Annotated in this window: 11 protein-coding genes; 4 read left to right on the top strand and 7 right to left on the bottom strand. The window is 35.4% G+C overall.

The features are described 5' to 3' along the window. Positions 1 to 13: 13 nt before the first annotated feature. Positions 14 to 571, bottom strand: coding sequence for an NAD(P)/FAD-dependent oxidoreductase (locus tag F960_RS06485; protein ID WP_004861061.1), 558 nt, complete (start codon positions 569 to 571; stop codon positions 14 to 16). Between the two features lie 539 nt (positions 572 to 1,110). Between F960_RS06485 and F960_RS06480 the strand changes: the two genes are divergently transcribed. Then, entirely contained in the window at positions 1,111 to 3,228 is a 2,118-nt protein-coding gene (locus F960_RS06480) for an EAL domain-containing protein (RefSeq protein WP_004861059.1), read from the top strand. Positions 3,229 to 3,314: 86 nt separating this feature from the next. On the opposite strand, the gene F960_RS06475 is transcribed toward F960_RS06480, so the two are convergent. The 3 genes from F960_RS06475 to F960_RS06465 form a co-directional block, all read right to left on the bottom strand. After that, the gene (locus tag F960_RS06475) at positions 3,315 to 4,316 is read right to left on the bottom strand and encodes an LLM class flavin-dependent oxidoreductase (RefSeq protein ID WP_020846561.1); all 1,002 of its coding nucleotides are present in this window, start codon (positions 4,314 to 4,316) and stop codon (positions 3,315 to 3,317) included. Between the two features lie 234 nt (positions 4,317 to 4,550). Continuing rightward, entirely contained in the window at positions 4,551 to 5,027 is a 477-nt protein-coding gene (locus F960_RS06470) for a hypothetical protein (protein WP_004861055.1), read from the bottom strand. A 278-nt stretch (positions 5,028 to 5,305) separates the two neighbouring features. Next, positions 5,306 to 5,728, bottom strand: a complete 423-nt coding sequence (locus F960_RS06465; RefSeq protein WP_004861053.1) for a glycine zipper domain-containing protein — start codon at positions 5,726 to 5,728, stop codon at positions 5,306 to 5,308. A gap of 383 nt (positions 5,729 to 6,111) precedes the next feature. Here F960_RS06465 and prfA point away from each other — a divergent pair, with 383 nt between their 5' ends. Together prfA and prmC are read left to right on the top strand one after the other, a co-directional pair. Beyond that, positions 6,112 to 7,200, top strand: a complete 1,089-nt coding sequence (gene prfA / locus F960_RS06460) for a peptide chain release factor 1 (RefSeq protein ID WP_004861051.1) — start codon at positions 6,112 to 6,114, stop codon at positions 7,198 to 7,200. Continuing rightward, positions 7,200 to 8,012, top strand: a complete 813-nt coding sequence (gene prmC / locus F960_RS06455; RefSeq protein WP_004861049.1) for a peptide chain release factor N(5)-glutamine methyltransferase — start codon at positions 7,200 to 7,202, stop codon at positions 8,010 to 8,012. The genes prfA and prmC overlap by 1 nt, the downstream gene beginning before the upstream one ends. 102 nt (positions 8,013 to 8,114) lie before the next feature. Here the strand turns inward: prmC and F960_RS06450 are convergent, their stop codons facing one another. Together F960_RS06450 and F960_RS06445 are read right to left on the bottom strand one after the other, a co-directional pair. Beyond that, positions 8,115 to 8,468 carry a hypothetical protein gene (locus F960_RS06450; protein ID WP_004861046.1) on the bottom strand — a complete coding sequence of 118 codons (354 nt, stop codon included), beginning with the start codon at positions 8,466 to 8,468 and terminating at the stop codon, positions 8,115 to 8,117. Between the two features lie 161 nt (positions 8,469 to 8,629). Then, positions 8,630 to 9,664, bottom strand: coding sequence for an AraC family transcriptional regulator (locus tag F960_RS06445; RefSeq protein WP_004861044.1), 1,035 nt, complete (start codon positions 9,662 to 9,664; stop codon positions 8,630 to 8,632). A gap of 148 nt (positions 9,665 to 9,812) precedes the next feature. Between F960_RS06445 and F960_RS06440 the strand changes: the two genes are divergently transcribed. Further along, positions 9,813 to 10,583, top strand: a complete 771-nt coding sequence (locus F960_RS06440) for a 3-hydroxyacyl-CoA dehydrogenase (RefSeq protein WP_004861040.1) — start codon at positions 9,813 to 9,815, stop codon at positions 10,581 to 10,583. A 565-nt stretch (positions 10,584 to 11,148) separates the two neighbouring features. On the opposite strand, the gene F960_RS06435 is transcribed toward F960_RS06440, so the two are convergent. Then, a complete protein-coding gene (locus tag F960_RS06435) occupies positions 11,149 to 12,189 on the bottom strand; it encodes a helix-turn-helix domain-containing protein (protein ID WP_004861038.1) in 1,041 nt (346 codons plus the stop codon). Between the last annotated feature and the right edge of the window lie 628 nt (positions 12,190 to 12,817).

Raw genomic sequence — 12,817 nt, 5'->3', positions numbered from 1 at the left:
TTTGCATAAGTTTTTACTCAAATGTTGTCACAACGAGATCAACTTTATGCTCAATACCTTCTAAACTATAGACACCATTTTCAGTGACTTTAAGTACGGGCCATGTAATGAGTTTGCAATTACCTTTTTGCAAAGCAGCATAATAAGCATCTGATTTAAAAAAAATTCTATTCTTTGATGTGGGGTTTGGCATCAAGTGTCTTTTCAACCAATTATCTTGGATCTGCGATTCCAAGAAGCGGGTAGCCAATAAAATTTTAAGTTGCGGTTTAAACTTGAGCCTCTTTTTTAATAATAAAGGATGATTCAGTATCCGATGAATTGCCTTTTCAGTATGAGGCAGAACGAAATGTGGCTTGATTTGAAATACTTTCACAGATTCTGCATGCTGTGTGATGTGATCTAGATATGAAACTGAAAGTTGATTAGCGCCTATCACAGCAACTTTTTTATGACTTAAATCAGTCAATTTTATGTCTTTAGCCTCAATAATTTGACCTTTAAATAGGGTAAAAAACTCTGGTAGATTTTGAAAAAAACCTGATAATTGATTCTTTTTATCCTTTGACATATCCGTCCCTTTTCATGCATTTTTATTTTTAATGTCGTGTTGCGATTATTGCAAGTTAAGATATATCTGACTATGTCTGTGAGGTAAAGTTGTATTTTTGTCTATACAGTCATCGTTATTTTCGTAAAATGATAAGATTCTCTCTTATCAATATGAGTGTTAATTTTTTTAAATAAAAGAATTAATATTATGTATGCTATAAAACTTTAAATGTATTTTATTATCTGTTGATTATTTTTATTTTAGTCTTTGATGCATTTCTTTCAAAATACATGAATAGTTGAGTAAATTTCATATAGAATTTTAATATAAACTATATGGTCTTGCAAAGATGTATTTTATTTATATATTTGTTTTTATTTGATATAAATTGATTATTATAAGTAGATTTCAAGGCGTATTTAATGATTTTTTAGTGTTTTTTGATAAAGTGTTTTGAATGTTTAGCTATTTAATTTTCTTAATGGATAGTATATAAAATAAACAATAATAAAAATTAATTATTTTTCTTAACCTTTTTTAATATTGGCGAGTTTGCTATGGATATTGATCTGATAAGACAAAAATACAAAATAGATCTTCAATACAGTAAAATCATTCAAAATGATGACAATTTTGAGCGATTAAATATTGATGATTTTCATGAAAAATTATTGAATCCCTTTAATTATTTACCCCATTTACTTGGCGTATTTAAAAGTGATGGTTCTACTCTTTTTTTAAACCGTGAATGGTTGGAAATGGTTGGAAATATTGATAATTTTTTTAGAATAATTTCGATGGATGATTTGCAGGATTTAGTTGAACAACTGATCCAATTGCCAAACAGCCAACAGAAAATTTTAAAGGAAGTTCAGCTTTTTGATATTGCTGAAAAAAACCATTGGTACTTTATTCAAGTTAAAATTTATTTTGATGACGTAAGTACAAAAAAAGTGATTTTAATTAGTGCGATTAATATACACAATCGTAAGACTAAGCATTTAAACTTTACCCATCAATTTTCCTCATATAAAAATATGCTGGATATTAGTGCTGATTGTATTAAATTGTTGGATAAAGATGGGACATTACTTTATGTCAATAAAAATGGCAGAAAGCTTTTAGGTTTGCCTCCAGAAGATGGAGCGACTGTTTTTAATTGGTTTGATTTAGTTCCTTTGGCATTTAAGTCACGCTGTAGAAATGCTTTAAAACTTGCTTTTTCGGGTAAAAACTCTTTTGCTAAAATGGAAACTCCTGAGGAAGGTTCAGTAAAATTTTGGAATATACGTTTTACCCCAATCGTAGATGACAATAATCAAACCCAATCGGTGCTGTGTATTTCTAGAGATATTACTCATCAAATAAATACTAAGAAGCAATTGCAAAACTATAGTGAATTGGATCAACTTACAGGTTTATACAATCGCAAAATTTTTAAAAACCAACTTAAAAAACTACTTGATAGTGCCAAAGATCAAGCCCAACAGGTTGGCTTGATTTTATTAGGTTTGGATTATTTTAAGCATATCAATGAAATGTTAGGACATGCAGCGGGAGATCATCTATTACGCGTTTTATCGAAGCGCCTGATTACAACCTTAACTGATAAGGTGTTTATTGCACGGGTTGGTGGTGATGAATTTGCTGTTGCAGTGAACAATCTTGAAAATGAAAATGAACTATATGCGATTGCAGAAACTGTAGCAAAACAACTCGAAACACCGATTAGCTATGACGGTAAACGTATCAACGGTGGGATGAGTATCGGTTGTGCGATCTATCCCCATCATGCTTTAGATGTAAATGGTTTGATGCGATGTGTAGATACAGCATTACATGATATTAAAAATGATGGTCGTGGTGGAATCCGTTTCTATGATGAGCATATGTTATTTTTAAGTGATCAAACGGCCAAGCAACTCCATCAAGCAAGAAACATTATCCAAAAAAATTGGATTGTTCCCTATTATCAACCTAAAGTTCACTTACTATCTCAAAAAATTGTTGGTTTTGAGGCTTTATTGCGTTGGATTTCTCCAAGTGAAGGGTTAAGTTTTCCAAGCGTTTTACAAGAGGCATTTAAGGATTATCAATTGGCGACCAAGATTAGTAGTATTATGCAAACTAAAATTTTTGCTGACATTTCATCTTGGCAGAAACAAGGTGTTGATGTGGTGCCGATCGCGATTAATGCTGCGCCTGTGGAGTTTTTAAGGGATGACTATGCTGAGAAATTTTTACTCAGACTTGAAAAATACAAAATCCCCGCACATTTAATCGAGGTTGAAGTAACCGAGCAGGTATTATCTGAACGAAGTGCCAATTATGTTTTGCGTGCTTTACGATTGTTGAAGTCAAAAGGTGTGAAAATATCTTTAGATGACTTTGGGACGGGGCATTCTTCACTTTCTAGATTGAAAGATTATCCAATTGATTGTTTGAAAATAGACCGTAGTTTTATTCAACTCATCGAGCCAGATAAAGAGACTTTAGCCATAGTACAAGCAATCATCCAACTGGCTCCAAAATTACAATTGGATATCATCGCTGAAGGGATTGAAAAACATAGTGAACTCGAAATTTTGATCAAATCAGGCTGTAAAATCGGGCAGGGATTTTTATTTAGTAAAGCTATTGAGGCAAATCAAGTGGTCAATAAATTGATGTGTTAATTTGACTGTAGATTTAAAATATTTTATATATTTCAAATTTATGGGTTTAAAAAGCTATAGCAAGGTTGCTATAGCTCTTAAAGTAATTAGCTATTTTTGATATCCATCAATAATTTAAAGTTATTCAAACGCTGATCAGTATCATAAACATCACACGTAAAAATAAACTCATCAACATCATACTGAGCCAATAAATTTTCCAAACCTGCTTTTACGGTTTTAGTTGAACCAATTTGTGCTTTGCCTAAGAAGTTTTCGACAGCCATTTTCTCTGAAACAGACCAAAGCCCATCCATTGATTCAACCGGCGCTTTGAGTTTACGTAAATCACCACGAATAAGACCGAGTACACGTTGATAAGGACTGGTTGCAAGCTTTTCTGCTTCTGCATCAGTTTCTGCAACGACAACAGGGACACCCATTGATACATAAGGCTGTGATAGATATTCAGAAGGTTGGAAATTTTCACGATAGAGCTTGATCGCTTGATCTAACATACGCGGCGCGAAATGTGATGCAAATGAGTAGGGTAGACCGAGTTTTGCTGCAAGTTGTGCACTAAATAAACTAGATCCAAGTAACCAGACTGGAACATGAGTACCTTGACCGGGCGTAGCAATGATTTGTTGACCCACATAAGGCTCATCAAAATATTGTAAAATCTCTAATACGTCTTGTGGAAATTGATCTTCTGTTTCTTGACGGCCGCGGCGAAGCGCACGCATGGTCATTTGATCTGTACCAGGAGCACGACCCAAACCAAGCTCGACTCGATTTGGATAGAGTGTGGCTAAGGTTCCGAATTGTTCTGCAACAACGAGCGGTGCATGATTGGGTAGCATAATGCCCCCTGAACCCACTCGGATACTTTGGGTATTTGCTAAAATATAACCGATAAGTACTGCTGTAGCCGAACTGGCAATACCTGTCATATTGTGGTGTTCAGCCAACCATAGACGCTCATAACCTAATTTTTCAGCGTATTGAGCAAGTTCTAATGCATGCTTTAAAGAAAACTCAACACTTTTGTCATCTCTAACAGGTGCGAGTTCGAGTATAGAAAATTTAGTATCTTGCAGCGTACGCATATGCATATCCATTCTCAATGTATATCGAAATTTTACGATATAAGTCGAGTTTTGTATATCGTTTATTTACGATATATAACAAACTTTCAGGCAAAGGGTGGTGAAAATATATATATATTTCACATGAAATATATATTTAAAATTAAGTTCTAGTATTTAAAATCATTTCATACAAAAAAAGCACCTGAGCGGTGCTTTAAAATATTGAATCGCTTCTAGCAAAAGCGATCAGTCTTAGTCATTATAACGGTGTTTATAATGTCCACGATGGCGACCATTGTCACGGTGATAATAACCGCGGTTTGAATAGCCACGATCACCATAATAGCGGTCATTGTCATAGCGACGGTCTTGGCTGACTTTACGCCCTAAAGCTGAACCACCACCTGCACCTAGAGCAGCACCGATGTAGCCACCTGATGTTCCGCCTATGCTTTTACCCGCAGCATAACCACCAACACCGCCTAGACCACCACCAATCGCTGCACCTGTACGGTCACGTCGATTACTTGCTGCGGCTGCACCACCAGCACCACCTACTGCTGAGCCAATCATCGCACCTGTATTACCACCCATTGATTTACCAACAGCTGTACCGAGCACACTTCCGAGTGCTGAGGTTGCTGCTACACCTAAACCACTATCTGCATGTGTGATACCAATGGTTGAACTGGCTAATAGTACGGCACAAAACCAACGATTCATTTTCATGACTTCACTCCATTTGAATCTTTTAAGTATTTATCTTTAACTTGCAGCTAAATTATCAATAAATTTTAGAAAGAAAATGGATAATTAAAATGTGATTATTACAGTTTGGTAAAGGTTTTGTTGAGTTTTATTTTTAATGTAACCCCAACATTAAAAGGGATGATTATTTAAAAAACACCTTGAATAAATAGATGAAAATTACACCAAATTTTAAAGCAAAAAAACACCCGAAGGTGTTTTAATATTGTTCGATCTGAGCCGAATCAGCTCATGAACGATTAACGACGGTGATGACGTTTTTTGTAATAACGTTTGTTACTGGTTGAATGTTTGTCTTTAGAAATTTTATTACCTAAAGCAGAGCCACCTGCAGCACCCAATGCCGCACCTACATAGCCACCACTTGTACCGCCAATACTTTTACCAGCAGCATAACCACCAACACCGCCTACACCACCACCGATCGCAGCAGAAGTACGGTCACGTTTGTTTGCAGCTACAGCACCACCAGCAGCACCACCGACAGCAGAACCGATCATAGCGCCTGAGTTACCACCCATATGTTTACCTAATGCAGTACCAGCAACACTACCTAAAGCTGAAGTTGCTGCAACACGAGCTGTATTATCTGCATGGGCATTTACTGTAAACATAGACGTTACTGCAAGTGCAGAACTTAACAGGATTGCATTAAATTTCATTTTATTTGCTCCATGTCCAAAAAAAAGGACAGCTCTATTTGATGAGATAAATGTAACAAAAGGATTCAATTTAAATATGGAGATAAGCGTCTTTTGTTTAATATTTTCGTATCGGAATGTATGTATTCTATTAAAATCGACGGATTATTCATCTAATACTTCAACAATCGCAGCAAAATGTGAAGATCAGCAAATTATTTTCAATTTAATAAAGAACAATTCAACATTTCAAATCTATGACCGCAATTTATTTCCAGTATCCATTTTAATAGTTATGTCATTTAGTTCTGAGAATCGGTAAACTATGCGCAATTTGAATTGCTTAGCATTTTCAAGCTTTGTAAGGCTTGTGGGTTAAGTTCGAGATTGAGATATTTTAAAAAATGAAAGATTCATTACGTCTACGTTTAGATCAATTGTGTGATCGCTATGAAGAATTAACAGCACTTTTAGCCGATGCGGAAGTGATTTCTGACAATAAACGCTTTCGTAATTTGTCACGTGAACACAGTGATTTAAGCGAAATTACTGAAGTTTGGTCTAAATACAAACAAGCAGAAGAAGACATTGTGACTGCTGAAGGAATGCTTTCTGATCCAGATTTTAAGGAAATGGCTCAAGAAGAAATTCAGGAAAATAAGGCACTCATTGATAGCTTAGAATCTGATTTAAATATTTTGATGATTCCAAAAGATCCAAATGATGCGAACTCTGCATATTTGGAAATTCGCGCTGGAACAGGCGGTGATGAAGCTGCGATATTTTCTGGTGATTTATTCCGTATGTATAGTAAATATGCTGAAACTCAAGGTTGGCGTATTGAAATCCTTTCTGAAAATGAAGGTGAGCACGGCGGTTATAAAGAAGTCATTTGCCTGATCAATGGTGACGGAGTATATGGTCGTTTGAAATTTGAAAGTGGGGCTCATCGTGTGCAACGTGTACCTGCAACCGAATCTCAAGGTCGTGTGCATACTTCAGCTTGTACTGTTGCGATTTTGCCTGAAATCGATGTCGATACTTCTGTTGAGATCAATCCCGCCGATCTACGTATCGATACTTACCGTGCCTCAGGTGCGGGTGGTCAGCATATTAACAAAACAGATTCTGCTGTGCGTATCACGCACATTCCAACAGGAACAGTTGTTGAATGTCAGGATGAGCGTTCGCAGCATAAAAATAAAGCCAAAGCGATGGCTTTATTGGTTTCACGTTTGGAAAATGCAAAACGTGCTGCTGCCGATGCTGCAACTTCAGAAATGCGCCGTGACTTGGTAGGTTCGGGCGACCGTTCAGAACGTATCCGGACTTATAACTATCCACAAGGTCGTATGACTGATCACCGTATCAATTTAACTTTATATAAGTTAGACGCGATTATGGAAGGTGATTTGACTGAACTATTAGATAGTTTGCATCGTGAATATCAAGCGGACCAATTGGCATTGCTTGCACAACAAAATGGTGGCTAATGAAAATTAGCGAAGCTTTGGCAGTTCGTGGCGAAATAGATAGTTACGAACGTCAGGAAAGTATCTGGTTGCTAGAGCAGATTTTACAAATGGATGCTTTGCAGATCAAATACAAAGCCGAACACGTTTTGACACAGGTACAAGAGCAAGATTTTCTAAGCGCTATTCAGCGCCTTGAAAATGGCGAACCTTTGGCTTATGTCATTGGTTCACAGCCTTTTTGGACTTTGGATCTCAAAGTCACACCTGACACTTTAGTACCACGACCTGATACTGAAGTGTTGGTTGAAACTGTACTCAATTTAAACTTACCTGAAAATGCCAATATCGTTGATTTGGGGACAGGAACGGGTGCGATTGCTTTGTCTTTGGCGAGCGAAAAGCCAGATTGGCTAGTCAATGCAACAGATATTTACCAGCCGACTTTAGATGTCGCAAAGGAAAATGCTAAAACCCATCATCTTGATCAAGTGAAGTTTTATTGCGGGGCTTGGTTTGAAGCTTTGCCAAAGCAAAAATTTGATTTGATTGTATCCAATCCGCCCTATATTGATGAAGAAGATCACCATCTACATGATTTGCAGACTGAACCTGAAAGAGCATTGGTCTCGAAAAATCATGGGTTGGCTGATATTGAAGTCATTATCTCTGAAGGCAAAAAATGGTTAAATCCCAATGCTTGGATTGCGCTAGAGCATGGTTATGATCAAGGTTTGGCAGTGCGAACGATTTTTCAAAATCATGGGTTTAAGCAAATCCAAACGCTAAAAGATTATGGTGGCAATGATCGAGTAAGTTTGGCGCAGCTTTAAAGTGGCTGACTTATGTACTAAATAAAAATTTGCTAATCAATAAAAAAGCGACTGATCGGGTCGCTTTTTTATGGGATAAAATATGTGAATGCGAAAATAAAATCACATCGGATAATCGGTTAAGCTCTCAGCAATATGCACATTTTCTAACATTTCTGTTTCCAATGCTAAGCAGAGCATAACGACTTTCGCGGTATTTTCGATATTGTCTTGGGCTTGTAGATCAAGACCTTGCTGTAAGTTGTACACACGGCTTGGTTCGATATCAAGTGCCGCTGCAATATCGAGCACATCGTTATTGCTGAAAAAGTACGAAATCGCATCATGAAGTTTTGATTCTGGTGCATTCAAAATACATTGGTTAAGCACTTCATCAAATTGATCACAAGGGCTGGCTAAATTATGTTGAAAATTCTGTACTAGGTTTTCACCAAATACATCAATCATCTTAAACATGGTAGGACCTTAAGGTGACTTAGGAGGAAGAATAAGCAAAAGCTTTAAAATATGTGTAAAAAATAACCTATTTTGATATTTTTAGCAAATCTACCTCAATCTGGGAGAATAAATTTTTATTATTAAAATTCAATATTATGTGTCTATATTTTATATAAAATTCAAATGATGACTGGCTCGTCATTTTCATGATCTACACGGTAAGCACTGGGATTGACTCCCGTCCATTTTTTAAAAGCACGATAAAAAGCACTCGAATCATTGAAGTGCAATTTTTGGCTGATTTCGGCGATTGAATAATTTGATTGAGTTAAATATTCAATGGCGATATCACATCTCAATTCATTTTTGAGTTGTTGATAATTTAGTCCCTCAGATTTTAAACGCCGTTGTAGGGTAATTTCTGAAATGTGCATTTGTTTGGCTATTTCATGTAGCTCAAGCCAGTAGAGATGACCGTTTTCGAGTAATATTTTGCGAACTATGGCACTACTGGCATGAGGATTTTTAAATCGAACCAATAAGTTTTGTGGAGTATTTTTGATAAATTGATACCAAGTACTTTGATCTTGTTTAATCAAAATACTGAGATAAGAAGCATCAAATTGCACAGAATTTTCATTTGAAAGGTAGTGAATTTTTTCGCAAAATCTTACCCGATAGTCTTGATCATCTATAGGTGCAGGGCAGCGTACATGGATTTGGTTGAGAGGAATACGTTGACCAGTAAGCCAGCATATCAATCCATGAATCAGCATCAAATAAGTCGCATAGTGAAACATTCGTTTAGGCTGATCATGATCGTGCATGATGATATAAGCCATTTCATTTTCAATGCACAATTCACTTTTTAAATCATCAAATACTGCATTAAAAAATTGTAAAATTTGTTGCAAAGCTTGCTGTAAATTTTGCGCATGTATCACAAATCGAGACAGCAATTGAAAAGTCCCACGACGCAAGGGATGCCGATCCATAGCAAAAAATTCATCATTAAGTTGATCCGCAAGTGCGATCCACAGCGCCGCATAGTTTGAAACTGCAATTCGAGCTTTGGTTGAGTTTAGAATTTCGGGTGAAATGCCAACACTACGTAAAATATGTTGCATATCGAGCTTAGATTGATCAATTTGCAGCAATGCTTCATGGAGCAGTGCAACTGAAATCGTTCCTTTACTTTCAACCGCCAGTTTCAAATCTTATTCTCACAGGATTTTATCATTGTCCAAATACATCACTGAAGATGCAACATTTGGAAATTGTACTCAAGATGAGGAAAGATTAATCTTGCAGAGGAGAATACTCAATATAAATTGTAATTTTGAAATATATTAGGAAAATAAGATGCTTGTAAAAGGAAAAGTTTTTGTCGTTACAGGTGGTGCATCAGGTTTGGGTGCTGAAACAGCAACACATCTGGTTGGATTGGGTGGCAAAGTCATCATGGTCGATATGAATCATGAACTTGGTACTGAAATGCAACATCGACTTGGGGAACATTCAGAGTTTGTAAAATTGGATGTGACAGATGAAAGTGCAGTGGAGCAATTTTATAAAAATGTCGCTGAAAAATATGGTCAGCTGAATGGGCTAATTAACTGTGCTGGGATCGGGCCTTCAGCAAAAGTTTTAGGTAAAAATGGTATCCACGATCTAGCAGCATTTCAAAAAGTACTCAATATCAATGTGACGGGTACGTTTAATATGCTACGTTTTGCCGCTGATTTGATTTCAAAATATGAACTGAAATCGGGTGAGGAAGAACGTGGAGTGATTGTAAATACCGCATCTGTTGCAGCTTATGATGGGCAAATTGGGCAAACTGCTTATTCAGCATCGAAGGGTGCTGTGGTTGCGATGACTTTACCATTGGCTCGTGAACTTGCTCAACATGCGATCCGCGTGATGACGATTGCACCAGGGATTATGGAAACACCGATGCTCAAAGGACTACCTGAAAAAGTTCAGGAAGCTTTAGGTGCGATGGTGCCATTTCCTCCACGCCTTGCAAAACCTGAAGAGTTCGCACATTTGGTTGGGCATATCATGGAAAATGCGTATTTGAATGGTGAAGTGATTCGTTTGGATGGTGCAATCCGTATGCAACCTAAATAATAAGTAAAATCAAGAAAATTTATCGCTAGCTTAGATTTCGGTTTAAGTTAGTGAAATTGTTTTTAAGCTAAAATTCTCTCCTTTGCGCTCATTTTGAAATATCAAGCTGTTACCACTCTCCAAAAAACCAATTTTATTTTCAATACATCATAAGTTTTAGCTCTATCAACATAGATTTTATTATTTTCAAAAAAACGATTTTGATTGCCCGAGTTAGTGCTAGCAAATCTCTGCTCAATTACTTTATGAATGTATGTTTCATCATCGATAGATATAAATGACTTTTCCCACGTAGGGTGCAAGCTAAGCGGTTTAATTTGTTATGAAATACAAAATCTATTAAGTACGTAAATTGCTATAAAAGAAGAGTTATAAAGCTAAGATTTTATAGGGATTGTTTATATATAGTAGATAAAAATAACAAATTAAATATCTCCCAAATTTTGATGGGATTGTTTTTACGTAGCCATATCTTTGCCCCTCTGACAAAGATATGGTTTTTTTTTGACTATTGGTTATAGAGGGAGGTTGAAACAGAAATAGATTCACAATAATTATCATTATGCTAAGTTAAGCACAGGTTATTTTTACTTATTGGAACTTTTGATTTTCGCCATTGAGAAGGTGCCATACCTGTCCAGTTTTTAAAAGCTCTGTTAAATGACGTTTGATCTCTATAAGCCAATAAAAAGGAAATATCAGCGATACTTAGATTTTCATCTTGCAAAAATTTTATCGCCAAATTAAAACGAATTTCATTTAACATTTCCTGAAAACTGAGATCCTTTTCTTTAAGATTTTTTTGTAAAACTCGTGCTGAAATATTTAAACTACGTGCGACATATTCGATATGTGCATGGTTATCCTGCAGCGCTCTAATAATCGTGTTATTTACAATTTCAGCAAAACTATCTTCTTTAGGCATTTCCGCCAATATCCGATCCACTTCCTTGCATAAGATCTGAAATAAAAAAGGATCTGAATGTGCAATCGGGATGTCTAAAATTTCTCTAGGTAAAAAAATGCGTGTTTGTTCAGTATCAAATTTGACTGGGCAATTGAACATTTTTTCATAAATATCAGTTTGGCTTGGGCGGGGTGTCGCAAGCTCAATAGAGTCTATGATTTGAGAGTAATTGCCTACTAGCTGTTTTAGACGGTGGTAAAAAATAGAAACTTGGATTTCTTCAGATATCGCAGTTTCGCGGGTATATAGCCCAGCTTCAAGATAGGCAGGTTTGTCCCAAGAAACGATAAATTGTTTCTCATTAAAGCTGATTTTTTTAGGCATATAGTTATACCAAAGCTTGGTATATTTTGCAGAAAGCTCTAAGAAATCACTTAATTTGGTACAAGAATTGGCTAAGTAAGCTGAAATACCAATGTGGGTTGGATTGATCAGCGCGCCAATTTCTAGCCCTATACTTTCTTTACGATATTGCCTATCTAAATATTTTAGTTTTTTTAACCATTTCCCAAAAGTAATTTGTTCATCGATAGCATATTCACGGCTCACTGGTGATTCTAAATCATGCAAAATACAAAAGTCATTGAGTAGACGAGTCATACCGCTACCCACAGTTTTTACTTTTAAGAAAGTTTTCATCAATTCTCCAATAGAAAATATAGAGGAGTTCTATTTCGCTTTTATCCGAAAATTGGGAGTGCAGAATACTCAAAATATCAATGAGTATTCTAGAAATGATGGTTTATTGTTAAATTTTGCTAAACCATGCATATATAATAGTTATTATTTTAATAATTTTGTAATCAAAAAATAATAATTATTTTTATTAATATGTAACAAAACTCTATTAATTCACTCTAACTTATAGAGTTGTATTTCACATAATTTAGGTAAAGTGTTAAATATTGTGTAATAAAAATATGATAAAATTAAAATAATATTTTTAAGCTATTGATAATTTAGAAGAATTAATCAATTTTCACTATATAATATATTTAAGTAATATTAAAAATAACTTTATATCGGAGTGATATTTTTGGGGATCTTAAATCAGAGTGATTTAGTCGGTTAATGTTGTTTGTATGATCGATAATGAAATATTGCTTATTCATATAATGTTTATAAATTATACGGAGTAATCAGATCTAATATGCCAATTTGTGCTAATTGCAAAAATAAATAGAATTTTTTAATTTATTTATGAATGTATATTATTTTATTTATATTCAATGATAACTAAAGATGATAGTTAACATCGATTATTCAT

Origin of the sequence: Acinetobacter gerneri DSM 14967 = CIP 107464 = MTCC 9824 (assembly GCF_000368565.1) — a bacterium.
Classification (GTDB): Bacteria; Pseudomonadota; Gammaproteobacteria; order Pseudomonadales; family Moraxellaceae; genus Acinetobacter; species Acinetobacter gerneri.
This window is presented reverse-complemented; position numbering and strand designations above follow the sequence as displayed.